The sequence below is a fragment of the Trabulsiella odontotermitis genome, assembly GCF_001188485.1.
GTDB lineage: Bacteria > Pseudomonadota > Gammaproteobacteria > Enterobacterales > Enterobacteriaceae > Trabulsiella > Trabulsiella odontotermitis_A.
Genome location: NZ_JNGH01000088.1, coordinates 25679 through 52190, shown reverse-complemented (window position 1 = coordinate 52190; position 26512 = coordinate 25679). Strand labels below are relative to the sequence as shown.

The window sequence follows — 26512 nt, the reverse complement described above, 5'->3', positions numbered from 1 at the left end:
GGAAAATGGAATGATCGAATCAGAACAGCATGTCACCGTGCCGGAACAACCACGCAGGATAAATGGTAAGCATTTTAGCCACTGCCAGTGGTCTTGTCCGGTAGTCGAAGATATCTATTACATCGACTGTGTCTTCTCCGATATAGACATCGAAGGATTGGTCGGTCGGGGGATCAGCTTTGAACGATGCCGGTTCAGTAATGTTCGCATCAAAGGTGCGGACCTGCACCTTTGTACTTTACGCCACTGTGAGATGACAAATGTCGATATCCGGCAATCGACGGTCTTCAACATTTCTTTTCTGGAGACGCCATGTCAAGGGATCCAGCTTGAGCAGTGTCAGATTGAGCGTTGGATGATGGCGGGTTGTCATCTGGAACATGCCCGGTGGAATGACACCAGTATTAGCTACTGGACGGCACAAAACACCCCTGTCCAGGATGTCATCATGTCAGGCGGAACCTTTCAGGATGGCAACTGGCATGAATGTACGCTTCAACAGGTTTTCTGGCAGGGGACAACGATTTCTCGCCAGGTCATGGGCAGTTGCACACTGAAACAGTGTGAATATCAAAATACCGCTTGCGACATTTTTATCTGGAGTTCATGTCAGCTACAGGAAATTGATTTCCGAAAAGTGAATTTATCGTGTTCCGGCTTTCAGAAATCTGTCTTACGGGACTGCCAGTTTGCGGGATGCAAAATGGATGCGACTCAGTTCAATGGTGCACAAATTCAGCAATGCGATTTTGGCCAGACGGATTTGTCCTGCTCCCAGTTCACTGATGCGACGATATCGAACTGCAGTTTTCTCAGCGCAAATCTGGTTCGGGCTACGCTGAAACGGGCGAAGCTGACGAGTTGTAATCTGACTCAGGCGGATTTCAGCCACGCAGATATGAGATTCGCCGATCTGAAAACATCTCTGTTGCAACCAGCAATTACTCATAAAACGCGTTTGCACGGCGCCACACTTCAGCCTCTGGACTGGGCATTACAGACACCAGAACCGCTGATGGGGCAGCTGGATAGCTGGTATTCACTTCACAGACCAGGACCGAAAGTGAACACCGAATCTTCCTCTTTATTTTCAGGAGCCAGTCGTTATGTCTGACATTATTCATATCACGTCAGTGAAGAACAGACGCTATGACGCAACATTAAACGAGCCTCTGTCTTTTTTCCAGGCGCTAGCACAAGAGAGCGGGCCACGGTTGATTACCGGACGCATGTGTCTTGACGAGCAGGGTATTCCCTGTGTTGAAGAGTATCCTCATTTGCCTGCGCTGGTTGCCGCCAGTTGTCTTCTGGCGCCAGTCAGCGGCGATGTTGTGAGCGCAGTCGTCAATGACGGGAAACTCTATGTGACTGCCGTTCTTTTGCGTGAGGACAGTGAAGCCCCCTTAATTTTTAGTGGTGGGAACGTGCCGCTTCATATTGTCGCGCCATCGTTAATGCTCCAGGGAACGGATCGCGTAGAAATCCACACCCAACAACTTTCGCTGTTATCCAGGACATCTAAGTGGGTATCTGAAACGCTCCATCAGGTGACCAGGTCGCTCTTTGTCCGGGCAACGAATGCGCATCGGAAAGTGGAATATACCGATGAAGTGGAAGCCAGACATATAAGCCAGCGAGCAGAACATAGTCTCGCTGTTAATGCCCGGGTTGGTTCAATTAATGCCTCTGCCGTACTGAAAATAGATGGCGGACAGGTTCATATGGGATAATTAAAATGACAGCTGCAAATACACGTGCTGGCGGTATGAGTTTTACTGGATGTGATCCAATGGTACCTATTTCTGGACCAAATTTTGCACCTAATAACACGGGTGTTCCTAATGTTAGTAATTATTATTGTTGCGGTGGGAACGAGCAGAATTTAAATACCATAAGGGTATCAACAATTGATACTGGTATTATTGTTGGTGCTGCATCTGGTACTCACTCATCGAAAATGGATCCTATGCAGGGCTCTGGGAAATATTTCATCCAGGGTAGTCCAGCGACACGCTTAGGAGATATGAGTATGACGAACAATAACAACTCATCTTCGACGCAAATTTCACCAAGCCAAACGAAGTACTTTATTAATGCTTAATATAAAACATTTTATTGTTTCAATTTCTCTGGCAGGCAGCTTGTTTCTAAGTGGATGTAGTTGGTTTTTTTCCTCAGATCAGCCGGAGAGAGAACCTGAAAATCGCAATATCGTGCTGCAGATCGTTGCGACGAATGACCTGAATCCTACGTCAGCGGGTGTCGCTCAGCCTGTAAAAATGTGCGTCGTTGAGTTGAATCGGGAAGGGTGGTCGCCGCCAGGACTGTATCAGGGACGGGCGTGCAGTGATATCCAGCCTGATAAAGATGTCCTCAGCGTCACGCCTTTCATTATGGCGCCGATGGAGACACGGACGTTTATACGGGAAGTCCCATACAGGCAAGACCGTTGGCTGGTCATTGCTGTGGAATTCCAGTCTCTGGGAAAAGACAGTGTCATTCAACTGAAGTCAGGGGCGCGCAACGATTTTAACCCAGTGGTTCTTGTCGATGGCAATCGGTTGTTACCGCTAACCAGGGCTAAGCCGTAGAACATGGAGGGAAAGTAAATGCTACTGAAACAACGGGTAGCCTGGGTTGAAGGTATGTTGATGGAACCACAACACTTTCAACAACAGGAGCGCCATTTAGAATATTTAATTGATATGCGGGCACGTAGCCTCAGCGCCCAGGCCTGGGGTTTTCATCGCTTAAGTATCAATCAGGGATTACTGGATCAGGGGAAGGTGGCGATCAGTAAAGCCAGGGGCGTTTTCCCTGATGGAACGCCATTTTGCCTGGGTGATGACGACCCATTACCATTGCCTTTTGAACCGGGCGAAAACTGTCAGGGCAACGTGATTTGTCTGTCGACACCGATGGATTTGCTGGGCAATACCTTTATCGATCTTACCCGGAGTAAAGGCAAAAGCCGCTTCGGGGTTATCGAAGCGGAGATCCCTGACAGAAATCATGGTATCGCTACTGAAGGCACACCGTTACTGGCGTCTATGCAGCTAGGTCAGCTACAGTCCAGTCTTAATTTCAGAAATGCGATCAGTGATGCCGAAACATTGTTGCCGGTTGCTTACATCAAGGAACGTACCCGGGATGGACGGCTGATTCTGGATGATAAATTTCTTCCACCGATGATTGATTTTCGGGCAACAGGATGGCTCGAAAGCGCAACGACCGAGTTGCTCGGTTTACTTTTACAACGGCTTGAAGCTGTCTACCGCCCGGATGTTCCTTTATCTATTGGCGGGCTTTCAGAATTACTGGAACTTCTGTTACTCCAGTCCTTAAGTGAGTACAACTTGCAGCTGAATCACCTGCTTTCTCTTCCGCAAGTGCATCCTGAAGTTTTATTTCACACCCTGTTAGGATTATTAGGCCGGTTGAGTACCATTCCGGGAGGGGAGAAAGCCTGGGGACGCCAGGACTTAATTTATTCGCACAACGAACCACATAACGGATATTTCACGCTATTTGCCGCCCTTCGTCGCGCCTTGTCGCTGGTCATTGAGGCTCCGGCGGTCGCTCTGCCGTTCTCTGAGCGAGGCGATAATATCTATCTGTGCCAGAACGATCCGCAACTTCGTCTGGAAAAACTCATTTTTACAGTAACTACCAATTTGCCTGCGGATACTGTTCGTACCTATTTCCCGGCTCAAACCAAGTTAGGCCCTGTGGAGAAGATCGTTCAGTTGATCGATCTTCAACTGCCTGGGGTACGCATGCTGCCGATGGCCTCTCCGCCACGTCATATTCCTTATTATCCCAACAGCGTCTATTTCGAAGTAGACAATGCCGATGCGATGTATCGGGAAATGATGGCGGGAAGCGCTATCGCACTCAGTATTGTTGGTGACTTTCCAGAGTTGCGCTTTGAGGCCTGGGGACTGCGGCAAGGGAGGGTGGGATGAATGAGTTTGAACGCCAGATCCGTGAGGCGATCTCGGCAGCACGAACAGGTGCAAAACATGCAGAGCAGTCACTGACAAGCCCTATCTGGCAAGCCAAGAGCAGCATGGCTTCAATGAGTGGCCTGCTACCCAAAGGAAGCAACCGGAATAATTCGAATCAGGAGAATGAGTCTGACGATATACCGGAAGATACTCGGGAAACTGAACAAAATAAATCAGGTGATGCGGCCCAAAATACCCCATCTGATGCGTTCATGCGAAATGCGATGACTCGCTCCGGGCGAGACGAAACAGGAACACGACGCGTCAGCATCGAACGACCCGGTATTTCACACGGATTGTGGGGAAACCCGTACATTGCTGCAGCGATGCCCCTGTTATTGCTCGTAGAGCGTTTGCGTGGCCAACGTTCATTAACCTTTGAAGAGGCGCGCTCGCAGATTGTCCGGGAATTACAGCATTTTCAGCAAAATTTGCAAAAGCAAGGAAAACCACAGGAGGATATTAATCATATTTCCTACCTTCTTTGTACTTACATTGATGCCATTTTGTCGGATAAACAGGTGACATCGCTGAGTCTGCTCGTTGAGTTTCATCGCGATGCATGGGGGGGCGAGGATTGTTTTGAGCACCTGCAAATCTATATGGAAGCTCCGCAGCGCAACAGAGAACTACTGGAATTCTATGATTTGATTTTGTCTTTAGGGTTTGAAGGTAAGTATCAGATGGAAGAACGAGGAAGTGCATTGCTTCTGGATCTTCGAACCCATCTGAATTCATTACTTTATGGGCATAACCCCACTCAGTATCTGACCACGGCTACCAGTGAAAGCGTTACGCCAAGACGCCGCAGGTTGAAGGCGATTAAGGTCCTCCTGTGTGGATTGTTAATCTGCCTGGTAGCCTATGGGATCACCGCCTGGTATCTCCATGAGCAGGCACGCAAGATCCGTAACGATATCCTGGCATGGGTTCCTCCTGAACCTCGCAAAATCAACATCATGGAAACGTTGCCTAACCCATTATCCCAAATTCTTAATGAAGGATGGCTGGAGGTGCGTAAAGACCCTCGCGGATGGTTGCTGATATTTACCTCGGACGGCGCATTCCGGACTGGTGAAGCTCAGCTGTCAGAATCGTTTTTGCAAAAACGCAATATCGAACGCCTGGGCGCTGCGCTGGCACCCTGGCCGGGAGATTTGGAAGTTATTGGCCATACGGATAACCAACCATTCCGCAACAGCAAAGTGAATTCAAATCTGAAATTGTCCGAAGCTCGCGCCGAGGTGGTTGCTGACAAGCTCAGAGAAACCACCAATATCAACCAGACTCATCAACGAGTGATTTCTTCTGTTGGTCGGGGCGAAAACGAACCACTCGCGGATAACTCTACTGACGAAGGACGACGCCGTAACCGACGTGTTGACATTCTCTGGAAGATTGGACAACGCGAAGCTGATGAGGCCATGAAAGATTTTCTGCAACAATCAACGGTAACACCGGTAACGCCGCGTCCGGTGGATAAACAATAGGGACAGATATGATACGCCGTTTCTTTATATTGATTATTGCTCTGGTGATTTGCTATGCGGTCTGGTGGGTCGGCCCGTTAATTGCCATAGGTTCGTTTTTCCCTCTGGGGGGGGAATTGATCCGCCAGATTATCATTGGCTTAATTCTTTGCTGGGCGCTCTGGCCATTTGTCGCCGTTTTTATCAGCTGGATATTTCGTCATGCCAGAGCACCTTTACCAAAGCGCAAGAAAAAAACATTGCAACTGGATCGTGTCTCGGCTCGTTTCTTTGACGCACTCCATACCTTGCAACTGGTCAGTCTTGCAGGCAAAAAAACTTATTGGGAACGCTGGCAACTTAAACGGAAGAAACAATATATCGACGAAAAACCCTGGTTTCTGATCATCGGTCCTCCGGGGAGTGGCAAGACATCGATGATTTATGAAAGTGGTGAACACTTCGTATTGTCAGAGCAATATGGACTGGCTAAAACCAGTGATATTGGGCCTACTCAGGATTGTAATTTATGGCTGACGGAACGGGCTGTCTACGTTGATACAGCAGGTGAATGGGTTCTGTTACATGGGCGAAGCGAAGAGGCCGGAGATGCCAGACAAAAGCTATTTAGCTTGATCCGTAAGTACCGTCGTTACCCGGGTATTGACGGCGTTATCTTATGTCTGGATGTTGTGATGTTGCTGAATGCTTCATTGACAGAGCGCAAAACCTTAGCCGACACCCTGCGTGTACGTATCCTGGAAGTAGCTTCGTTGTTTCACACGGATATTGCTGTCTATCTGATACTGAATAACATCGACAAACTTCCCGGAGGGGAAACATTTCTGTCGATGATGAATGATGACTTGTTAGCCGATGGGTTAGGAATCACCATGACGCGCAGCCAGAATGGGCACAATGATTTTTCCGTCGATGAAACCAGCTATAAAGAACTCCTGCTCAGGATCAGTCAGTATGTACTGGAAATTATTCACAATGCTCCGGATGAAAAAAACCGTCATCAGCTTTTATTATTTACCGAAAGCTTAGGCGCTCTGCAAAAACCCTTGTTTGCGTTATTGGAGCAAGTATTCCCGGTTTCTCCTGTCGGTTATTCAGGATGTTTACGCCAGTTGTGGTTGGGATGTACGCAGCCATTGAAACCCTGGGAGTCGATATTCAATCCAAACTCAGTAGATATTTATGAGGATCGTCCTTGCGGTGGTGTTTATTATCCTGTATTAAGCCATGCAATTAATGAACGAGGGATTTTGCATGCGACGGGGCCTTTGCCACTGCGTAATCGGTTATTTAATATTACACGCCACACGACAGTTGTGGTGGTACTGCTCGTTCTTAGCTTCTTATTAGCCGTACGTTATTTCTGGGAATGGGATTACATCGCTTATGCTACGGCGCGTTTTGATGAAACAAAACGTATTGTGCGAGATATCCCACTTACCAGTCAGATTAATGACGATCTCGTCGCAGCTTATGAACAGTTGGGGTATATCAGTACACAATTTCTGGAGAGTTCTCCTCCGGTGATGACGCCTTACTTTGAACATAAGTTGCTCAGTCATGCAATGCTTCAAACCTATCATCGGCATTTGTATAAAATATTCTGGCCAGCGGTAGAACATTATATCGCTAATGAGTTGAATAAAAACACGCTTGCCTCTGATGCTGATGTTTATGACACCCTGAAAGTTTACATGATGCTAGGTTATCCAGAGCATAGGGATGCCGAGGCTCTGGAAAATTGGTTCATGGCACGCTGGAATGAATTTGCCCCCCAAGGGTATACGGAAAATGACCGTAACTTGTTCCGGTATCATTTGAGTGAGTTATTTAAAGACACGTCTGCGGGGGCGCCAAAGGCAAAAATAGATGCTGAACTCGTGCGAATAGCACGGGTGAAGTCTATGCGAATTCCTATTCATATGCGTGTCGTACGCCGTATTCAGGATAAGCCGCTGCCACCCCGGATTGAAGGGGTAACGCTGGCTGACGCTGGTGGACCAAGCGTCACATTGATGCTACGCCGTAAAAGTCAGAGCACGGTAACTGATATTGCTATCCCGGGTTTTTATACGCGAGCCAGCTATTTTGATGTTTTTCTCCCTCAACTCCAGGAAGAGTCAAGGGCGATGATTAAAGAAGAAAGCTGGGTGCTAAGTGACAGTCGGGCAACACAAGGTGAAGTCGAGTTGCTGGCGGCGACACAAAAGCTTGCTGATGAATCTCGCAAATATTATCTGCTGGAATATGCCAATCAGTGGGATAACTTTTTGAAAGATATTCGTGTTCGTCCAATTAGTGATTTGGATGATGCGGCGTTGCTGGCACGACAGTTTTCAGACCCCTCTTCACCGCTGGCTAATCTGGTTCGGTTTGCCACCAGAGAGACCACGTTGATCCCTGAAACACAAGGGGATGTCACCAGTTGGTTTGAAAAACAGCGTAACCGTCTCACACAAACGCGGCGCAGCATTCTGGATGAAATGACCGGCGAGCGTTCCCGTTTCCGTCTTACACCGGAAAAAAGCGTAGCCGATCGCTTTGAATTGCTCAGGAGATTGGGTATTTCCTTACAACAGGCACCTTCAGGAAGTAACAGTGATCCGTTGGGAAGACTCTTTGAGCAGATCTACAACAAGCTAATTACGATGTCCACCTCGCTGCGTGCCGGGCAAATATTACCTCAAAACAGCGACTTTAATCGTTTGACGATCGACATGGCGCGGCAGCCTGAACCCATTCGTAGCGTAATGATGGATTTGCTCTCAATGGGGCAAACGCAAAGCCTACAACAAAGTAAGCAAAATTTGACGAAGGGTGTTTCATCTATCGCCTCTGACCTGTGTCGTAATGCCATAAATGGCCGTTACCCCTTCAACCGTTCTGCAACTGAAGAAATAGGGATTAATGATTTCAACAGAATGTTTGGCCGGACTGGCGCAATGCAGACATTCTTCGATGAGAATCTGGCATCCTACGTCAATACCAATGGAAGTAAATGGAAGGTCAAACCCGAAAGTTCGGGAGTGGTACCGGAAAAAACGATTAAGTCTTTTGAGAGTGCTGCGCTGATACGGGATACGTTTTTTAATGAATCGGGCCAGGTTGGTATGTCAATGATTATCCGGCCAATATCTCTGACACCTTCTATTATGGAGGCCGTACTTGATATAGACGGGCAGGTCATTCCCTACAGCCATGGATTCAGTCAGCCAGTACGTGTGAACTGGCCCGGGCCAAAGGGTGGGGTTTATATCCGGCTGACATTTAAGACTCAGGATGGCCGGACTGAAGCGGTAAGTTTTGATGGCCCATGGGCAATTTTCAGAATGTATGACGCCAGCAATCCTGTCCAGCTTAGTGGTAATAGTCGCGAACTTACAATTGCGATGAATTCAGTTAATGGATTTTTCAAGATCGAATTAAGTTCGACTATGAAAGATTATCCATTATGGTCGAGGGCGTTAAGCCAATTCTCATGTCCTGGTAGTATTTAACCGTGAAAAAGGAACTTATTTATGTTAGATCCGAAAAATCTACAATCTGTAATGAAAGACAGTTCGGAGCTTGGCAAAAACGCACAAGCTGATCTGGAAAAGCCTTTTGCAGAAGGAATGAAAAACATGCAAATGTCTGGTTCAGACTCCGCGCGAGACATTATGAACTCCGTCAATGCAACCTGCAAAAAAATGATGGACGACATGAATGGAGTATTTAGTGGTTTACAGGATAATGTTGATGCTCATCAAAAAATGCAACAAGAGGAGCGGCCAAAAGATTTTGAAACGGCAATGAGCGATTTACGACTTAAACTCTCTACCGGCTTCCCTCAGGAAATGAAAGAATTATTTGATAAGATGCCTAAAATTAAATAATTCATGATTATCAAAAAAAGGGGCGATTATCGCCCCTTTTTTTTGAAATGATAAAGACATTAGCACACATAATGTATTAGGCGATGTCTTTCATCCCACTATCTCTTCGCTATTTCTGCAACCTTCACAGGCCAGCGTACGCAAACGTAGCTGGCCTGTGAAGGAAGATTCCGCGACGGTTATTTCTGATTGCCGCTTTCCAGATTTTCCACCTGCGGCAAACCGTTGCCCGCATTAGAAGAGAGCAGTCCGGTTTCCGCGTAGCTGAACAGCTTCTCGCGGGTATCGGTGATATCCAGATTCCGCATGGTCAACTGCCCGATGCGATCGTCTGGCGAGAAGACGGAGTCGCCTTTTTCCATCGTCAGACGCTCTGGCTTGTAGGTCAGGTTGTCAGAGACGGTGTTGAGGATCGAGTAGTCGTTACCGCGACGCAGTTCGAGGGTCACTTCGCCAGTGATCGCGCTCGCCACCCAGCGTTGCAGTGCGTCACGCAGCATCAGCGCCTGCGGATCAAACCAGCGGCCCTGATACAGCAGTTTGCCCAACTGACGGCCATGGGCGTGATACTGCTCGATGGTATCTTCGTTATGAATGCCGGTCAGCAGACGCTCGTAGGCGATGTGCAGCAGCGCCATGCCCGGGGCTTCGTAAATACCGCGGCTCTTGGCTTCGATAATACGGTTTTCAATCTGATCGCTCATGCCCAGACCGTGACGGCCGCCGATGCGGTTGGCCTCCATCATCAGCTCCACGTCATTACTGAATGTTTTGCCATTCAGGGCGACAGGGTGACCGTGCTCGAAACGCACGGTGACCTCTTCCGCCGCGATTTTCACGTTTTCATCCCAGAACTTCACGCCCATGATCGGGTTGACGATTTTCACGCTGGAATTCAGGAACTCCAGATCTTTCGCTTCGTGCGTCGCCCCGAGCATGTTGGAGTCGGTGGAGTAGGCTTTTTCGACCGACATTTTGTAGTCGAACCCGCAGTCGATCATGAACTCGGACATTTCCTGACGGCCGCCCAGTTCATCAATAAAATCAGTATCAAGCCACGGCTTGTAAATTTGCAGCTCGGCGTTGGTCAGCAGGCCATAGCGATAAAAACGCTCGATGTCGTTGCCTTTATAGGTGCTGCCATCCCCCCAGATGTTCACGCCATCTTCTTTCATGGCGGCGACCAGCATGGTGCCGGTAACGGCGCGGCCCAGCGGCGTAGTATTGAAATAGGTCAGCCCGCCGGTGGTGTTGTGGAACGCGCCACACTGAATAGCGGCAATACCTTCGGCGACCAGTTGCTTACGGCAATCGATCAGGCGGGCGTTCTCGGCGCCGTATTCCATCGCGCGGCGCGGGATTGCGTCATAGTCGTCTTCATCCGGCTGACCCAGATTCGCAGTATATGCATAAGGAACCGCACCTTTTTTTCGCATCCACAGCAGCGCGGCGCTGGTGTCCAGCCCGCCTGAGAAAGCGATACCAATACGTTGACCTGTTGGAAGATGCTTGAGAATCGTCGTCATAAGTAGAACCCTGCTAGCCAGACTATGATGAAACTGCTGTTCAGCTCTTATTGCATGTTTATGCAGTTTTAGTGAGTTTTCATTTAATCATCTTTTGGACATGACAGGAAGTGATTCACGCATTTTTCTTGAATTTTTCTTCCGTCGCCCCCATATGAGTATGCATAAGCGTAGTGGATCTATGCGTATTGAAGGGAACAGAAGTGGTGGGTTGACAGATCACATGATTTTTCAATATACTGCACACCGATTTAACGTCCCGTCTTCGGTACCAAATCCCAGCAGTATTTGCACTTTTTACTTCGTATGAGTAAAATATGCCACGTTTCAGGCGCGGGGTGGAGCAGCCTGGTAGCTCGTCGGGCTCATAACCCGAAGGTCGTCGGTTCAAATCCGGCCCCCGCAACCATTTTCCCATAGAGTTTTTTTTCAAATAAGCTGTGAAGACATTGGGCTTCGTCGCTGGATTTGAAAGAAATCTCTCGGAAAATGTTTTCCAGACCGCATTTGCGGTTATAGGGTTCAGTTATCTAAAGCCCCGATTTATCGGGGTTTTTTGTTATCTGACTACAGAATAACTGGGCTATACGCCCTTTTTTTATGTCTTGGGGGTGGGTTTGTCCACATTAGAGCAGAAATTAACTGAGATGCTCACTGCGCCAGTCGAAGCCTTAGGGTTCGAGCTGGTTGGCATTGAATTCGTTCGCGGTCGCACATCGACGCTGCGCATCTATATTGATAGTGAAGACGGCATCAATGTTGATGATTGTGCTGATGTGAGTCACCAGGTCAGCGCGGTGATGGATGTTGAAGACCCAATCACTGTCGCCTATAACCTGGAGGTGTCTTCCCCAGGCCTCGATCGCCCTCTGTTCACTGCTGAACACTACTCGCGTTTTGTGGGTGAAGAGGCCACGCTGGTCCTGCGTATGGCGGTTCAGAATCGTCGCAAATGGCAGGGCATCATTAAAGCGGTCGACGGTGAGATGATCACGGTAACCGTCGAAGGAAAAGATGAAGTGTTCGCGCTGAGTAACATCCAGAAGGCGAACCTGGTTCCCCACTTTTAACAGTCTGGATTGAGGTGAAAGGCCCCGATGAACAAAGAAATTTTGGCTGTTGTTGAAGCCGTTTCCAACGAAAAAGCGCTGCCGCGTGAAAAGATTTTCGAAGCGCTGGAAAGTGCTCTGGCAACGGCCACCAAGAAAAAATACGAACAGGAAATCGATGTTCGCGTTGAGATCGATCGCAAAAGCGGCGACTTCGATACCTTCCGTCGTTGGGTTGTGGTCGAAGAAGTGACCCAACCGACCAAAGAAATCACCCTGGAAGCCGCCCGTTTTGAAGACGAAAGCTTCAACGTTGGCGACTACGTCGAAGACCAGATCGAATCTGTGACCTTCGACCGTATCACCACTCAGACCGCGAAGCAGGTTATCGTACAGAAAGTCCGTGAAGCCGAGCGCGCAATGGTAGTCGATCAGTTCCGCGAGCACGAAGGCGAAATCATCACTGGTGTGGTGAAGAAAGTGAACCGCGACAACATCAGCCTGGATCTCGGCAGCAATGCTGAAGCCGTTATCCTGCGCGAAGACATGCTGCCGCGTGAGAACTTCCGTCCGGGTGACCGCATTCGCGGCGTACTGTACGCCGTTCGTCCGGAAGCGCGTGGCGCGCAGCTGTTCGTGACCCGTTCCAAACCTGAAATGCTGATTGAGCTGTTCCGCATTGAAGTGCCGGAAATCGGTGAAGAAGTTATCGAAATCAAAGCCGCTGCCCGCGATCCGGGTTCTCGCGCGAAAATCGCCGTGAAAACCAACGACAAGCGTATCGACCCGGTCGGTGCTTGCGTCGGTATGCGTGGTGCGCGTGTGCAGGCCGTCTCCACCGAACTGGGTGGCGAGCGTATTGATATCGTGCTGTGGGACGACAACCCGGCGCAGTTCGTGATCAACGCGATGGCGCCTGCTGATGTCGCCTCCATTGTGGTTGACGAAGACAAGCACACCATGGATATCGCGGTTGAAGCCGGTAACCTGGCGCAGGCGATTGGCCGTAACGGTCAGAACGTTCGCCTGGCCTCGCAGCTGAGCGGCTGGGAACTCAACGTAATGACCGTTGATGACCTGCAAGCGAAACACCAGGCCGAAGCGCATGCCGCTATCGATACCTTCACCAAATATCTCGATATTGATGAAGATTTCGCAACGGTGCTGGTGGAAGAAGGATTCTCCTCACTGGAAGAACTGGCCTATGTGCCGATCAAAGAGCTGCTGGAAATTGACGGTCTCGATGAGCCGACCGTAGAAGCACTCCGCGAACGCGCGAAAAACGCACTGACCACGCTGGCGCTGGCTCAGGAAGAAAGCCTCGGTGATAACAAACCGGCTGACGATCTGCTGAACCTTGAAGGTCTGGATCGCGCAATGGCATTCAAACTGGCTGCCCGTGGTGTTTGTACGCTGGAAGATCTCGCCGAACAGGGCGTTGATGACCTGGCTGATATCGAAGGGATGACCGACGAGAAGGCTGGTGAGCTCATCATGGCCGCCCGCAATATTTGCTGGTTCGGTGACGAAGCGTAATAAACTGTAGCAGGAAGGAACAGCATGACAGATGTAACCGTAAAATCGCTGGCCGCAGAGATTCAGACTTCCGTGGAACGCCTGGTACAGCAATTTGCTGATGCAGGGATCCCGAAGTCTGCTGAAGACTCTGTGACCGCGCAAGAGAAGCAAACCTTATTAACGCACCTGAACCGCGAGCATGGTTCAGGCCCGGATAAGTTGACGTTGCAGCGCAAAACGCGTAGCACATTAAGCATTCAGGGTACCGGTGGGAAAAGTAAATCGGTACAGATTGAAGTCCGCAAAAAACGCACCTTTGTAAAACGCGACCCTCAAGAAGCTGAGCGTCTCGCGGCCGAAGAAGAAGCACAGCGTGAAGCGGAAGAGCAAGCCCGTCGTGAAGCTGAGGAAGCAGCCAAGCGTGAGGCGCAATTAAAAGCTGAACGTGAGGCCGCAGAACAAGCTAAGCGTGATGCCGCAGACAAGGCGAAACGCGAAGTAGCGGAAAAAGACAAAGTGAGCAATCAACAAATCGACGAAAAAACCAAAACCACCCAGACTGAGAAGGTTCGCCGCGAAAACGAAGCTGCAGAGCTGAAGCGTAAAGCGGAAGAGGAAGCGCGTCGTAAGCTGGAAGCTGAAGCCCGTCGCGTTGCCGAAGAAGCTCGTCGTATGGCGGAAGAAAATGCCGGTGTCTGGGAAGACCAGGAAAAAGTGGAAGACGATAAGAGCGATTATCACGTCACCACTTCTCAGCACGCGCGTCAGGCTGAAGACGAAAACGACCGTGAAGTTGAAGGCGGCCGTGGCCGTGGTCGCACCGCGAAAGCGCCGCGCCCGAAAAAAGGCAACAAGCACGCTGAATCGAAAGCCGATCGTGAAGAAGCCCGTGCTGCCGTTCGCGGTGGTAAAGGCGGCAAACGTAAAGGTTCTGCACTGCAGCAGGGCTTCCAGAAGCCAGCGCAGGCGGTTAACCGTGACGTTGTGATCGGCGAAACCATCACCGTTGGCGATCTGGCGAACAAGATGGCGGTCAAAGGCTCTCAGGTCATCAAAGCGATGATGAAACTGGGCGCGATGGCGACTATCAACCAGGTCATCGATCAGGAAACCGCGCAGCTGGTTGCCGAAGAGATGGGCCACAAAGTTATTCTGCGTCGTGAAAACGAGCTGGAAGAAGCCGTAATGAGCGACCGTGATACCGGCGCTGCGGCTGAACCGCGCGCACCTGTCGTGACCATCATGGGTCACGTTGACCACGGTAAAACGTCTCTGCTCGACTACATTCGTTCTACGAAAGTGGCGTCTGGTGAAGCGGGCGGTATTACCCAGCACATCGGTGCTTACCACGTAGAAACTGAAAACGGCATGATCACCTTCCTGGATACCCCGGGCCACGCCGCGTTTACCGCGATGCGTGCACGTGGTGCGCAGGCAACGGATATCGTTGTTCTGGTGGTGGCGGCTGACGACGGCGTGATGCCGCAGACCATTGAAGCAATCCAGCACGCGAAAGCGGCGCAGGTGCCGGTAGTGGTTGCGGTGAACAAAATTGATAAGCCAGAAGCCGATCCGGATCGTGTTAAAAACGAACTGGCTCAGTACGGCATTATCCCTGAAGAGTGGGGCGGCGAAGCGCAGTTTGTCCACGTTTCTGCGAAAGCGGGAACCGGTATCGACGATCTGCTGAACGCCATTCTGCTGCAGGCTGAAGTGCTTGAGCTGAAAGCGATCCGTAAAGGTATGGCAAGCGGCGCGGTTATCGAATCCTTCCTGGATAAAGGTCGTGGTCCGGTCGCCACCGTTCTGGTCCGCGAAGGTACGCTGAACAAAGGCGACATCGTTCTCTGTGGCTTCGAATATGGCCGTGTTCGTGCAATGCGTAACGAACTGGGTCAGGAAGTGCTGGAAGCGGGCCCGTCTATTCCGGTTGAGATCCTCGGCCTGTCCGGTGTTCCGGCTGCTGGTGACGAAGTGACCGTCGTGCGTGACGAGAAAAAAGCGCGTGAAGTGGCGCTGTATCGTCAGGGTAAATTCCGCGAAGTTAAACTGGCGCGTCAGCAGAAATCTAAACTCGAGAACATGTTTGCCAACATGACCGAGGGCGAAGTCCACGAAGTGAACATCGTGCTGAAAGCCGACGTTCAGGGCTCTGTGGAAGCGATCACCGACTCTTTACTGAAACTGTCCACCGACGAAGTGAAAGTGAAGATCGTGGGTTCTGGCGTGGGTGGTATTACCGAAACCGACGCGACGCTGGCCGCTGCTTCCAACGCCATCCTGGTTGGCTTCAACGTCCGTGCCGATGCCTCTGCTCGCCGCGTGATCGAAGCGGAAAGCCTGGATCTGCGTTACTACTCCGTCATCTATAACCTGATCGACGAAGTGAAAGCGGCGATGAGCGGCATGCTGTCTCCGGAACTGAAACAGCAGATCATCGGTCTGGCTGAAGTTCGTGACGTGTTCAAATCACCGAAATTCGGCGCCATCGCAGGTTGTATGGTTACCGAAGGTGTGGTCAAACGTCACAACCCGATCCGCGTTCTGCGCGACAACGTGGTTATCTACGAAGGCGAGCTGGAATCCCTGCGCCGCTTCAAAGATGACGTTAACGAAGTCCGTAACGGTATGGAATGTGGTATCGGCGTTAAGAACTACAACGACGTGCGTTCCGGCGATATGATCGAAGTGTTCGAGATTATCGAGATCCAACGCACCATCGAGTAATCACGCCACTCGCCGGGTAAGCCCAGCGCCACCCGGCAATGCATTTCAAAAGGGGCTTTTGCCCCTTTTTTGTCTTTAGTCTGGAGAATTTATTATGGCGAAAGAATTTGGTCGCCCGCAGCGCGTGGCACAGGAGATGCAAAAAGAGATTGCTATCATCCTGCAGCGCGAAATTAAAGATCCGCGTCTCGGCATGATGACCACCGTTTCCGGTGTCGAAATGTCCCGTGACCTGGCTTATGCCAAAGTATTTGTCACCTTCCTGAACGACAAAGATGAAGCCGCCGTTAAAGCGGGCATCAAAGCGTTACAGGAAGCGTCCGGGTTTATCCGTTCGCTGTTGGGTAAAGCGATGCGCCTGCGTATCGTGCCCGAGCTGACCTTCTTCTACGACAACTCGCTGGTCGAAGGGATGCGCATGTCAAACCTGGTGACCAACGTGGTGAAGCATGACGAAGAGCGTCGTGTGAACCCGGACGACAGCAAGGAGGACTGATGAGTCGTCCTCGTCGTCGCGGTCGCGATGTGCATGGCGTGCTGTTGCTGGACAAACCGCAGGGCGCGTCCAGCAACGATGTCCTGCAAAAGGTAAAGCGTATTTATAACGCCAACCGTGCCGGGCACACCGGCGCGCTGGATCCGCTGGCGACCGGCATGCTGCCGATTTGCCTCGGTGAAGCAACGAAGTTCTCTCAGTACCTGCTGGATTCCGATAAGCGCTATCGCGTTATCGCGCGTCTCGGTCAGCGTACCGACACCTCGGACGCGGACGGCAATATCGTCGAAGAGCGCCCGGTGACGTTCACCGATGCTCAACTGGCCGAGGCGCTGGAAAGCTTCCGCGGTGACACCCTGCAGGTGCCGTCGATGTATTCTGCGCTCAAGTATCAGGGCAAAAAACTGTACGAGTACGCGCGTCAGGGGATTGAAGTTCCACGTGAAGCGCGACCGATTACCGTCTACGAACTGCTGTTTATTCGTCACGAAGGGAATGAGCTGGAGCTGGAAGTTCACTGTTCCAAAGGCACCTACATTCGTACCATCATTGATGATTTAGGCGAAAAGCTCGGCTGCGGTGCGCATGTGATTTACCTGCGTCGTCTGGCGGTGAGCAAATACCCGGTCGAACGGATGGTGACGCTTGAGCAGTTGCGTTCGCTGGTTGAGCAGGCGGACGCGCAGGAGATTCCGGCCGCTCAGTTGCTGGATCCGCTGCTAATGCCAATGGACAGCCCCGCGTCTGATTTCCCGCGGGTGAACATTCCGACCGTCGTTGCCGCCTACTTTAAACAGGGCCAGCCAGTGCGGGCGTCTCAGGTGCCGGCCGCAGGTCTGGTCCGTGTAACGGAAGGCGATGACGAGGCGTTTATCGGCATGGGTGAAATCGACGACGAAGGCCGTGTCGCGCCGCGTCGTCTGGTGGTGGAATACCCGCAGTAAAGCGCTCATCTTGCGATTACAGGGTACTGCGAGTAGAATATTGCCGCTTGACGTCTGCACATTTGTTTAACATATGTCGCGGCGTTAATCTCAGGGTGGCTGAATTAGAGATCGGCGCCCTTTCTTTCTTTTATATTTTTGGAGTACATCATGTCTCTAAGCGTTGAAGCTAAAGCTAAAATCGTTTCCGAGTTCGGTCGTGGTACTAACGACAGCGGTTCTACCGAAGTTCAGGTTGCTCTGCTGACTGCACAGATCAACCACCTGCAGGGTCACTTTGCAGAGCACAAAAAAGATCACCACAGCCGTCGTGGTCTGCTGCGCATGGTTTCTCAGCGTCGTAAACTGCTCGACTACCTGAAACGTAAAGATGTTGCACGCTATACCGCGCTGATCGAGCGTCTGGGCCTGCGTCGCTAAGTCTGGCGAGTTTCATAAAGAGGGGCCTTCATGGCCCCTTTTTTCAAGCCGATGGCAGCAATTCACTGGAAACTAATGTATTGTTGCTTTAAATGATCTTCATTGCAGAGGTTCGCGCGGCTAATGAGAGGCTTGACCCGAGAGGGGTTAGGATTGTCATTAGTCGCGAGGATGCAAGAGGATCGGGTGCACTGGTCAGCATGCCAGCATGGTGTGCTGTCCCCCAATCAAGTAAAGGATATTATTTTGCTTAATCCGATCGTTCGTAAATTCCAGTACGGCCAACATACCGTAACGCTGGAAACCGGCATGATGGCGCGCCAGGCAACGGCCGCTGTGATGGTAAGCATGGATGACACCGCGGTATTTGTTACCGTTGTTGGTCAGAAAAAAGCCAAGCCGGGTCAGGACTTCTTCCCGCTGACCGTTAACTATCAGGAGCGTACTTACGCTGCCGGTAAAATCCCGGGTGGTTTCTTCCGTCGTGAAGGCCGTCCGAGCGAAGGCGAAACCCTGATCGCGCGTCTGATTGACCGCCCGGTTCGCCCGCTGTTCCCGGAAGGTTTCGTTAACGAAGTACAGGTCATTGCGACCGTGGTTTCCGTTAACCCGCAGGTTAACCCGGACATCGTTGCGATGATCGGTGCTTCTGCGGCGCTGTCCCTGTCTGGTATCCCGTTCAATGGCCCTATCGGTGCCGCTCGCGTAGGTTACATCAATGACCAGTACGTTCTGAACCCGACGCCGGAAGAGCTGAAAACCAGCAAACTGGATCTGGTGGTTGCCGGTACCGAAGCCGCTGTGCTGATGGTGGAATCCGAAGCAGAACTGCTGAGCGAAGATCAGATGCTGGGTGCGGTGGTATATGGCCACGATCAGCAGCAGGTAGTCATTCAGAACATCAACGAACTGGTGAAAGAAGCGGGTAAACCGCGCTGGGACTGGCAGCCGGAAGCGGCGAACGACGCGCTGAACGCGCGCGTAGCGTCCCTGGCCGAATCCCGTCTGAGCGATGCTTACCGCATCACCGACAAGCAGGAGCGTTACGCTCAGGTTGATGTGATCAAATCAGAAGTGATCGCGACCCTGGTAGCCGAAGACGAAACCCTGGATCAAAACGAGCTGGGCGATATCCTGCACGCTATCGAGAAAAACGTCGTACGTAGCCGTGTACTGGCTGGCGAGCCGCGTATCGATGGCCGTGAAAAAGACATGATCCGTGGTCTGGACGTGCGTACTGGCGTGCTGCCGCGTACTCACGGTTCCGCACTGTTCACCCGTGGTGAAACCCAGGCGCTGGTAACGGCAACGCTGGGTACCGCACGTGATGCGCAGATCATCGACGAAATCATGGGCGAGCGTACTGACAGCTTCCTGTTCCACTATAACTTCCCTCCGTACTCTGTCGGTGAAACCGGCATGGTAGGTTCGCCGAAGCGTCGTGAAATTGGTCACGGTCGTCTGGCGAAACGCGGTGTGCTGGCCGTTATGCCGACCATGGACGAATTCCCGTACACCGTTCGCGTGGTGTCTGAAATCACCGAATCTAACGGTTCTTCTTCGATGGCTTCCGTCTGTGGTGCTTCTCTGGCGCTGATGGACGCGGGTGTTCCGGTGAAAGCTGCCGTTGCGGGTATCGCAATGGGTCTGGTGAAAGAAGGCGACAACTACGTTGTGCTGTCTGACATCCTGGGCGATGAAGATCACCTCGGTGACATGGACTTTAAAGTGGCGGGTTCCCGCGACGGTATCTCTGCGCTGCAGATGGATATCAAAATTGAAGGCATCACCAAAGAGATCATGCAGGTTGCTCTGAACCAGGCTAAAGGTGCGCGTCTGCACATCCTGGGCGTGATGGAACAAGCGATCAACGCGCCGCGCGGCGATATCTCTGAGTTCGCACCGCGTATCCACACTATCAAGATCAACCCGGACAAGATCAAAGACGTGATCGGTAAAGGCGGTTCCGTGATCCGCGCGCTGACCGAAGAAACCGGCACCACCATCGAAATCGAAGATGATGGCACCGTGAAGATCGCAGCGACCGACGGCGACAAAGCGAAATTCGCTATCCGCCGTATCGAAGAGATCACTGCCGAGATCGAAGTCGGTCGTATCTACAATGGTAAAGTGACCCGTATCGTTGACTTTGGCGCGTTCGTTGCCATTGGTGGCGGTAAAGAAGGTCTGGTTCACATTTCGCAGATCGCTGACAAGCGCGTAGAGAAAGTGACCGATTACCTGCAGATGGGTCAGGAAGTGCCGGTGAAAGTGCTGGAAGTTGACCGCCAGGGCCGTATCCGTCTGAGCATTAAAGAAGCGACCGAGCAGTCTCAGCCTGCCGCCGCGCCGGAAGCACCGGCTGCGGAACAGGGCGAGTAAGGTTGCCATTTGCCCTCCGCGAAAGCGGAGGGCGTATTGACCCGGCAGGATGCCTGATTTGCAACCGGGGAACAGGACGTTCATCCAATTGTTGTCTTCGGGAGTGGGAAATGAAGCCTTTTTTGCGCTGGTGTTTCGTTGCGACAGCACTCACCCTGGCAGGATGCAGCAATTCTGCCTGGCGTAAGAGTGAAGTCCTCGCGGTACCATTGCAACCGACTTTGCAGCAAGAAGTGATTCTGGCACGCATGGAACAAATTCTTGCCAGTCGGGCTTTAACCGATGACGAACGCGCACAGCTTTTATATGAGCGCGGAGTGTTGTATGATAGTCTCGGTCTGAGGGCCTTAGCGCGAAATGATTTCTCACAAGCGCTGGCAATCCGACCGGATATGCCTGAAGTATTCAATTACTTAGGCATTTATTTAACGCAGGCAGGCAATTTTGATGCTGCCTATGAAGCGTTTGATTCTGTACTTGAGCTTGATCCAACTTACAATTATGCGCATTTAAATCGCGGCATCGCACTGTATTACGGCGGTCGCATTAAGTTAGCGCAAGATGATCTGCTGGCGTTTTATCAAGACGATCCCAATGATCCTTTCCGAAGCCTGTGGCTTTATGTCGTTGAGCGGAAGCTCGACGAAAAGCAGGCGCGCGAAGCACTGAAACAGCGCTTCGACAAATCGGACAAAGAGCAATGGGGATGGAACATTGTCGAGTTCTACCTCGGTGACATTAGCGAAGCAACGCTAATGGACAGGCTGAAGGCGGACGCAACGGATAACACCTCGCTCGCTGAGCATCTCAGTGAAACCAACTTCTATTTAGGTAAGTACTACCTAAGTCTGGGGGATATGGACAGCGCTACGGCACTGTTCAAACTGGCGGTGGCTAACAACGTTCATAACTTTGTTGAGCACCGATACGCATTGTTGGAATTATCGCTCTTGGGCCAGGAGCAAGATGACCTGGCAGAATCGGACCAGCAATAGCTGACGAACACATCAGCCCAAATCTTTTTGATTGCCATCACCTTCGCGGGTGAGGGCTTTATTGTTCGTTAATTCAACTAATTTGAGCCGGTTCACACTTTTCAATGAAAATTGCCGTAAGTTTTCACGATGAGTTATGTAGACTGGCCGCCATTCATATTGAGGCACACGTACTACATGGCTGAATTCGAAACCACTTTTGCAGATCTGGGTCTTAAGGCTCCTATCCTCGAAGCACTCAACGATCTGGGTTACGAAAAACCATCCCCGATCCAGGCGGAATGTATCCCGCACCTGCTGGGCGGCCGCGATGTTCTGGGTATGGCCCAGACCGGTAGCGGCAAAACCGCAGCGTTCTCTTTGCCGCTGCTTAACAATCTCGATCCGGAACTGAAAGCACCGCAAATCCTGGTGCTGGCACCGACCCGCGAACTGGCGGTTCAGGTTGCTGAAGCGATGACGGATTTCTCTAAACATATGCGCGGCGTAAACGTGGTAGCCCTGTACGGCGGCCAGCGTTATGACGTGCAGTTACGCGCCCTGCGTCAGGGTCCGCAGATCGTTGTCGGTACGCCGGGTCGTCTGCTGGATCACCTGAAACGCGGCACGCTGGATCTCTCTAAACTGAGCGGTCTGGTACTGGATGAAGCTGACGAAATGCTGCGCATGGGCTTCATCGAAGACGTAGAAACCATTATGGCGGAGATCCCGGAAGGTCATCAGACCGCGCTGTTCTCTGCAACGATGCCGGAAGCGATCCGTCGCATTACCCGCCGCTTTATGAAAGAGCCGCAGGAAGTGCGCATTCAGTCCAGCGTCACCACCCGTCCTGACATCAGCCAGAGCTACTGGACCGTCTGGGGCATGCGTAAAAACGAAGCGCTGGTGCGTTTCCTGGAAGCGGAAGACTTTGATGCGGCGATTATCTTCGTTCGTACCAAAAACGCGACTCTGGAAGTGGCAGAAGCGCTGGAGCGCAGCGGCTACAACAGCGCCGCGCTGAACGGCGACATGAACCAGTCCCTGCGTGAGCAGACCCTGGATCGCCTGAAAGATGGTCGTCTGGACATCCTGATCGCGACAGACGTTGCGGCCCGTGGCCTGGACGTTGAGCGTATCAGCCTGGTGGTTAACTACGATATCCCGATGGATACCGAATCTTACGTCCACCGTATCGGCCGTACCGGTCGTGCGGGCCGTGCTGGCCGCGCGCTGCTGTTCGTTGAGAACCGCGAGCGTCGTCTGCTGCGCAACATCGAACGTCTGATGAAGCTGACCATTCCGGAAGTGGAACTGCCGAACGCAGAACTGCTGGGCAAACGCCGTCTGGAAAAATTTGCCGCGAAAGTACAGCAGCAGCTGGAAAGCAGCGATCTGGACCAGTACCGCAACCTGCTTGGCAAACTGCAGCCGGAAGGCCAGGAACTGGATATGGAAACGCTGGCCGCTGCACTGCTGAAAATGGCGCAGGGCGAACGTCCGTTGATCCTGCCGCCGGATGCGCCGATGCGTCCGAAGCGTGAGTTCCGTGACCGTGACGATCGCTTTGAGCGTCGTGGCGACCGTAACGATCGTGGCCCGCGTGGCGAGCGCAGCGGTGAAGATCGTCCGCGTCGCGAACGTCGTGATGTGGGTGATATGGAACTGTACCGCATTGAAGTGGGCCGTGATGACGGCGTTGAAGTACGTCATATCGTGGGCGCTATCGCCAACGAAGGCGACATCAGCAGCCGTTACATCGGTAACATCAAGCTGTTCGCATCCCACTCTACCATTGAGCTGCCGAAAGGTATGCCGGGCGAAGTCCTGCAGCACTTTACTCGCACCCGCATCCTGAACAAGCCGATGAACATGCAGCTGCTGGGCGACGCGCAACCGCGTACCGATCGCGGCGGTGAACGTCGTGGCGGTGGTCGTGGTTTCGGTGGCGAGCGTCGTGAAGGCGGCCGTCCTGAAGGTCGTCGCTTCTCCGGCGAACGTCGCGAAGGCGGTCGTAGCTTCGGTGGTGAGCGTCGCGAAGGTCGTGCGCCGCGTCGTGATGACAACGGCAGCAGCCGTCGTCGTGACGCGTAATTGCCGCGTAAAAAACTACGTTCACTGACGTAAAGTAAAATATACAGCCCCGATCTTACGATTGGGGCTTTTTTTATTTCATTTGTACTCGTGTACTGGTACAGTGCGTCACGTTAACAGATTAACGCTTTTCTGGAGAATGGCTCGCATGGCGACACTCACTACCACAGCAACCCGACCGTCACTGTTTGGCGGCGNTATCGGGGCAGGGATGTTCTCACTGCCTGTCGTGATGTCCGGCGCGTGGTTTTTCTGGTCACTGGCGGCGCTGCTCTTCACCTGGTTCTGTATGCTGCATTCCGGGCTGATGATCCTTGAGGCGAACCTCAACTATCGCATCGGCTCCAGCTTCGACACCATCACCAAAGATCTGCTCGGCACGGGCTGGAATGTGGTGAACGGAATTTCGATCGCGTTCGTGCTCTACATTCTGACCTACGCCTACATCTCGGCGAGCGGCTCGATTCTGCATCACACCTTTGGCGAGTTTTCGCTGAACGTGCCCGCACGCGCTGCCGGGTTTGGTTTCGCGCTGCTGGTGGCGCTGATCGTCTGGATCAGCACCAAAGCCGTCAGCCGGATGACCGCCATCGTGCTGGGTGCGAAAGTGATCACCTTCTTCCTCACCTTTGGTAGCCTGCTGGGGCATGTACAACCTGCCACGCTGCTTAACGTGGCGGAGCCGAATACGTCGTACATGCCATACTTGCTGATGACGCTGCCGTTCTGTCTGGCGTCGTTTGGTTATCACGGCAACGTACCGAGCCTGATGAAGTATTACGGCAAAGATCCGCGCACTATCACCCGCTGCCTGATTTACGGCACGCTGCTGGCGCTGGGGCTGTATGTTATCTGGTTGCTGGGCACGATGGGCAATATTCCGCGTCCGGCGTTTGTCGGCATCGCGCAGCAGGGCGGGAATATCGATGTGCTGGTACAGGCGCTGAGCGGCGTACTGAACAGCCGCAGCCTTGATGTGCTGCTGGTGGTGTTCTCCAACTTTGCGGTGGCGAGTTCATTCCTTGGCGTGACGCTGGGCCTGTTTGACTACCTGGCGGATCTGTTTGGTTTTGATGATTCCGCGATGGGGCGCTTCAAAACCGCGCTGCTGACTTTCCTGCCGCCGGTTGTGGGTGGTCTGCTGTGGCCGAATGGTTTCCTGTACGCCATTGGCTATGCAGGACTGGCGGCCACCATTTGGGCGGCGATTGTTCCGGCACTGCTGGCGAACGCGTCGCGTAAGCGCTTTGGCAGCCCGCAGTTCCGCGTCTGGGGCGGCAAGCCGATGATTGTCCTGATCCTGCTGTTCGGCATCGGCAACGCCGTGGTGCATGTGCTGTCGAGCTTTAACCTGCTGCCGGTCTATCAGTAACAAAAACCGCTCTCCCCACCGGGGAGAGCGTAATCACGTATTACCGACGTCTACCGCCTAACAGGCTGCCCAGCACACCACGCACGATTTGATTCGTCACCTGACGCGCCGCGCTTTTCGCCATGGTTTGTACCACGCCGTCGCGCTTGCCGCCACGTGGCCCGGTGGTGCCAAAGAGAATGTCTTTCAGGCCGCCAAGAATACCGTCATCCACCTCAACGTTATTGCCTTTAGCCGGTGGCGCGCTTTGTTCGTCCGTCGCCACCTGAACGCCTTTCTGCAGCTTCTCAAATGCGGATTCGCGATCGACTTCATCTTCATACTTGCCGTACATCGGCGAGTTGTTGATAAGCCCGTTGCGCTCGTCGTCAGTCACCGGTCCCATGCGCGAGCAAGGGGCAATGACCATCGCGCGTTCCACCACCGATGGACTGCCTTTTTCGTCAAGGAAGGAGATCAGCGCTTCGCCGGTGCCCAGTTCCTGAATGGCTTTCTCAGTATCAAACGCCGGGTTGGCGCGCATGGTCTCAGCGGCGGTTTTGACCGCTTTCTGATCTTTCGGCGTAAAGGCGCGAAGCGCATGCTGCACGCGGTTGCCCAGTTGACCGAGCACTTTGTCCGGCACGTCAGACGGGTTTTGCGACACGAAGTACACGCCGACGCCTTTGGAACGGATCAGGCGGATCACCTGCTCGACTTTATCCAGCAGCACGTCAGGCGCGTCGCTGAACAGCAGATGTGCCTCATCAAAGAAGAACACCAGCTTCGGTTTTTCGAGATCGCCCGCTTCCGGCAGCTGTTCGTACAGTTCGGAAAGCATCCACAGCAGGCTGGCGGCGTAGAGTTTCGGCATCTGGTAGAGCTTTTCGGCGCTGAGGATATTNNTACGCATCCAGTCTTTAATGTCGAGCATCGGCTCGCCAAAGAAGTGTTCCGCGCCCTGTTGTTCCAGGGTCAGCAGCCCGCGCTGAATAGCGCCCACCGACGCGCTGCTGATGTTGCCGTACTGGTTCTGGAAGGCTTTGGCGTTATCGCCGATGTACTGCGTAATGGCGCGCAGATCTTTGAAATCGAGCAACAGCAGACCCTGGTCATCGGCAATGCGGAAGATAATGTTCAGCACGCCGGACTGCACTTCATTCAGGTTCAGCAGGCGGGCGAGCAGCAGAGGGCCCAGGTCAGAGACCGTGGCGCGCACCGGGTGGCCTTTCTCGCTGAAGATATCCCACAGCACCACCGGATTATCATGAGGCTCCCAGTCAGTGGCACCGATTTTTTTAAGTCGTTCCTGCAGCTTTTCCGACGACTGCCCCGCTTTTGCGACACCGGTCAGGTCGCCTTTCACGTCAGCCATAAACACCGGAACGCCAATTTCCGAAAAGGATTCCGCCAGCTTTTGCAGGGTGACGGTTTTGCCGGTTCCTGTCGCACCGGTGATCAACCCATGCCGGTTCGCCATGCCTGGCAACAAAAACAGCGTTTTATCGATGGTACGCGCGATTAACAAGGGTGCGCTCATGATGCTTCCTCCGTTGGTCCTGCGAGCAGTATAGGCAACCTGACGCCAAAGCGACTCAGTAAATTCTGCACTTTGCGGCGTATTATCCAGTGCGAACTATGCTTTGCATACGGTTTACT

At 52.4% G+C, this 26512-nt stretch carries 21 protein-coding genes and 1 tRNA gene; 20 read left to right on the top strand and 2 right to left on the bottom strand.

Annotated elements, in window-relative coordinates; genetic code table 11:
• Positions 1-10 precede the first annotated feature (10 nt).
• Genes GM30_RS12335 through GM30_RS12305 form a run of 8 tightly spaced genes read left to right on the top strand, consistent with a single transcriptional unit; the run spans position 11 to position 9372 of the window.
• Positions 11-1114, top strand: coding sequence for a pentapeptide repeat-containing protein (locus GM30_RS12335; RefSeq protein WP_049855661.1), 1104 nt, complete (start codon positions 11-13; stop codon positions 1112-1114).
• Positions 1107-1730, top strand: a complete 624-nt coding sequence (locus tag GM30_RS12330; protein WP_049848857.1) for a DUF3540 domain-containing protein — start codon at positions 1107-1109, stop codon at positions 1728-1730. Before GM30_RS12335 ends, GM30_RS12330 begins: the two co-directional genes overlap by 8 nt.
• A gap of 5 nt (positions 1731-1735) precedes the next feature.
• Positions 1736-2101: a PAAR-like domain-containing protein gene (locus tag GM30_RS24385; protein WP_072091742.1), complete on the top strand. Its 366-nt coding sequence runs from the start codon at positions 1736-1738 to the stop codon at positions 2099-2101.
• Complete coding sequence (tssJ, locus tag GM30_RS12325; protein ID WP_049848856.1) at positions 2094-2591, top strand: type VI secretion system lipoprotein TssJ; 498 nt, start codon at positions 2094-2096, stop codon at positions 2589-2591. Before GM30_RS24385 ends, tssJ begins: the two co-directional genes overlap by 8 nt.
• Before the next feature lie 18 nt (positions 2592-2609).
• Positions 2610-3965, top strand: coding sequence for a type VI secretion system baseplate subunit TssK (tssK, locus tag GM30_RS12320; RefSeq protein ID WP_049848855.1), 1356 nt, complete (start codon positions 2610-2612; stop codon positions 3963-3965).
• Positions 3962-5497 (top strand): type IVB secretion system protein IcmH/DotU, encoded by a 1536-nt coding sequence (gene icmH / locus GM30_RS12315; RefSeq protein WP_049848854.1) that lies wholly within the window; start codon positions 3962-3964, stop codon positions 5495-5497. The genes tssK and icmH overlap by 4 nt, the downstream gene beginning before the upstream one ends.
• An 8-nt stretch (positions 5498-5505) precedes the next feature.
• Positions 5506-8994, top strand: coding sequence for a type VI secretion system membrane subunit TssM (gene tssM / locus GM30_RS12310; protein ID WP_049848853.1), 3489 nt, complete (start codon positions 5506-5508; stop codon positions 8992-8994).
• 21 nt (positions 8995-9015) lie between these two features.
• On the top strand, positions 9016-9372 hold the full coding sequence (locus tag GM30_RS12305; protein WP_038162322.1) for a DUF6277 family protein: 357 nt from the start codon (positions 9016-9018) through the stop codon (positions 9370-9372).
• A 179-nt stretch (positions 9373-9551) separates the two neighbouring features.
• Here the strand turns inward: GM30_RS12305 and argG are convergent, their stop codons facing one another.
• Positions 9552-10898 carry an argininosuccinate synthase gene (gene argG / locus GM30_RS12300; RefSeq protein ID WP_049848852.1) on the bottom strand — a complete coding sequence of 449 codons (1347 nt, stop codon included), beginning with the start codon at positions 10896-10898 and terminating at the stop codon, positions 9552-9554.
• A 332-nt stretch (positions 10899-11230) separates the two neighbouring features.
• Between argG and GM30_RS12295 the strand changes: the two genes are divergently transcribed.
• The 12 genes from GM30_RS12295 to mtr all read left to right on the top strand — a co-directional run bounded on the left by GM30_RS12295 (position 11231) and on the right by mtr (position 24874).
• Positions 11231-11307 (top strand) — tRNA-Met (locus GM30_RS12295).
• Positions 11308-11515: 208 nt separating this feature from the next.
• Complete coding sequence (gene rimP / locus GM30_RS12290) at positions 11516-11968, top strand: ribosome maturation factor RimP (protein ID WP_049848931.1); 453 nt, start codon at positions 11516-11518, stop codon at positions 11966-11968.
• A 27-nt stretch (positions 11969-11995) separates the two neighbouring features.
• Positions 11996-13483 carry a transcription termination factor NusA gene (gene nusA, locus GM30_RS12285; RefSeq protein ID WP_049848851.1) on the top strand — a complete coding sequence of 496 codons (1488 nt, stop codon included), beginning with the start codon at positions 11996-11998 and terminating at the stop codon, positions 13481-13483.
• Between the two features lie 24 nt (positions 13484-13507).
• Positions 13508-16192 (top strand): translation initiation factor IF-2, encoded by a 2685-nt coding sequence (gene infB / locus GM30_RS12280; protein ID WP_049848850.1) that lies wholly within the window; start codon positions 13508-13510, stop codon positions 16190-16192.
• Positions 16193-16286: 94 nt separating this feature from the next.
• Positions 16287-16688, top strand: coding sequence for a 30S ribosome-binding factor RbfA (gene rbfA, locus GM30_RS12275; protein ID WP_049848849.1), 402 nt, complete (start codon positions 16287-16289; stop codon positions 16686-16688).
• Positions 16688-17632: a tRNA pseudouridine(55) synthase TruB gene (truB, locus tag GM30_RS12270; RefSeq protein ID WP_049848848.1), complete on the top strand. Its 945-nt coding sequence runs from the start codon at positions 16688-16690 to the stop codon at positions 17630-17632. Before rbfA ends, truB begins: the two co-directional genes overlap by 1 nt.
• A 150-nt stretch (positions 17633-17782) precedes the next feature.
• Positions 17783-18052, top strand: coding sequence for a 30S ribosomal protein S15 (rpsO, locus tag GM30_RS12265; RefSeq protein WP_003861789.1), 270 nt, complete (start codon positions 17783-17785; stop codon positions 18050-18052).
• A gap of 246 nt (positions 18053-18298) precedes the next feature.
• Positions 18299-20434: a polyribonucleotide nucleotidyltransferase gene (pnp, locus tag GM30_RS12260; protein ID WP_049848847.1), complete on the top strand. Its 2136-nt coding sequence runs from the start codon at positions 18299-18301 to the stop codon at positions 20432-20434.
• Between the two features lie 110 nt (positions 20435-20544).
• Positions 20545-21429, top strand: a complete 885-nt coding sequence (gene nlpI / locus GM30_RS12255; RefSeq protein ID WP_049848846.1) for a lipoprotein NlpI — start codon at positions 20545-20547, stop codon at positions 21427-21429.
• A gap of 104 nt (positions 21430-21533) precedes the next feature.
• Entirely contained in the window at positions 21534-21614 is an 81-nt protein-coding gene (gene yrbN, locus GM30_RS26160) for a protein YrbN (RefSeq protein ID WP_124965724.1), read from the top strand.
• Positions 21607-23502 (top strand): DEAD/DEAH family ATP-dependent RNA helicase, encoded by a 1896-nt coding sequence (locus GM30_RS12250; RefSeq protein WP_049848845.1) that lies wholly within the window; start codon positions 21607-21609, stop codon positions 23500-23502. The genes yrbN and GM30_RS12250 overlap by 8 nt, the downstream gene beginning before the upstream one ends.
• A 148-nt stretch (positions 23503-23650) precedes the next feature.
• Positions 23651-24874, top strand: coding sequence for a tryptophan permease (mtr, locus tag GM30_RS12245; RefSeq protein ID WP_049848844.1), 1224 nt, complete (start codon positions 23651-23653; stop codon positions 24872-24874).
• 40 nt (positions 24875-24914) lie between these two features.
• Here mtr and GM30_RS12240 read toward each other — a convergent pair whose 3' ends face one another.
• On the bottom strand, positions 24915-26393 hold the full coding sequence (locus tag GM30_RS12240) for a helicase HerA-like C-terminal domain-containing protein (RefSeq protein WP_049848843.1): 1479 nt from the start codon (positions 26391-26393) through the stop codon (positions 24915-24917).
• Positions 26394-26512 lie beyond the last annotated feature (119 nt).

What these genes read in the sequence shown, in the direction of transcription:
- GM30_RS12335 (WP_049855661.1), top strand. Translation starts at nt 11, where the DNA reads ATGATCGAATCAGAACAGCATGTCACCGTGCCGGAACAACCACGCAGG.
- GM30_RS12330 (WP_049848857.1), top strand. Translation starts at nt 1,107, where the DNA reads ATGTCTGACATTATTCATATCACGTCAGTGAAGAACAGACGCTATGAC.
- GM30_RS24385 (WP_072091742.1), top strand. Translation starts at nt 1,736, where the DNA reads ATGACAGCTGCAAATACACGTGCTGGCGGTATGAGTTTTACTGGATGT.
- tssJ (WP_049848856.1), top strand. Translation starts at nt 2,094, where the DNA reads ATGCTTAATATAAAACATTTTATTGTTTCAATTTCTCTGGCAGGCAGC.
- tssK (WP_049848855.1), top strand. Translation starts at nt 2,610, where the DNA reads ATGCTACTGAAACAACGGGTAGCCTGGGTTGAAGGTATGTTGATGGAA.
- icmH (WP_049848854.1), top strand. Translation starts at nt 3,962, where the DNA reads ATGAATGAGTTTGAACGCCAGATCCGTGAGGCGATCTCGGCAGCACGA.
- tssM (WP_049848853.1), top strand. Translation starts at nt 5,506, where the DNA reads ATGATACGCCGTTTCTTTATATTGATTATTGCTCTGGTGATTTGCTAT.
- GM30_RS12305 (WP_038162322.1), top strand. Translation starts at nt 9,016, where the DNA reads ATGTTAGATCCGAAAAATCTACAATCTGTAATGAAAGACAGTTCGGAG.
- argG (WP_049848852.1), bottom strand. Translation starts at nt 10,898, where the DNA reads ATGACGACGATTCTCAAGCATCTTCCAACAGGTCAACGTATTGGTATC.
- nusA (WP_049848851.1), top strand. Translation starts at nt 11,996, where the DNA reads ATGAACAAAGAAATTTTGGCTGTTGTTGAAGCCGTTTCCAACGAAAAA.
- infB (WP_049848850.1), top strand. Translation starts at nt 13,508, where the DNA reads ATGACAGATGTAACCGTAAAATCGCTGGCCGCAGAGATTCAGACTTCC.
- rbfA (WP_049848849.1), top strand. Translation starts at nt 16,287, where the DNA reads ATGGCGAAAGAATTTGGTCGCCCGCAGCGCGTGGCACAGGAGATGCAA.
- truB (WP_049848848.1), top strand. Translation starts at nt 16,688, where the DNA reads ATGAGTCGTCCTCGTCGTCGCGGTCGCGATGTGCATGGCGTGCTGTTG.
- rpsO (WP_003861789.1), top strand. Translation starts at nt 17,783, where the DNA reads ATGTCTCTAAGCGTTGAAGCTAAAGCTAAAATCGTTTCCGAGTTCGGT.
- nlpI (WP_049848846.1), top strand. Translation starts at nt 20,545, where the DNA reads ATGAAGCCTTTTTTGCGCTGGTGTTTCGTTGCGACAGCACTCACCCTG.
- yrbN (WP_124965724.1), top strand. Translation starts at nt 21,534, where the DNA reads ATGAAAATTGCCGTAAGTTTTCACGATGAGTTATGTAGACTGGCCGCC.
- GM30_RS12250 (WP_049848845.1), top strand. Translation starts at nt 21,607, where the DNA reads ATGGCTGAATTCGAAACCACTTTTGCAGATCTGGGTCTTAAGGCTCCT.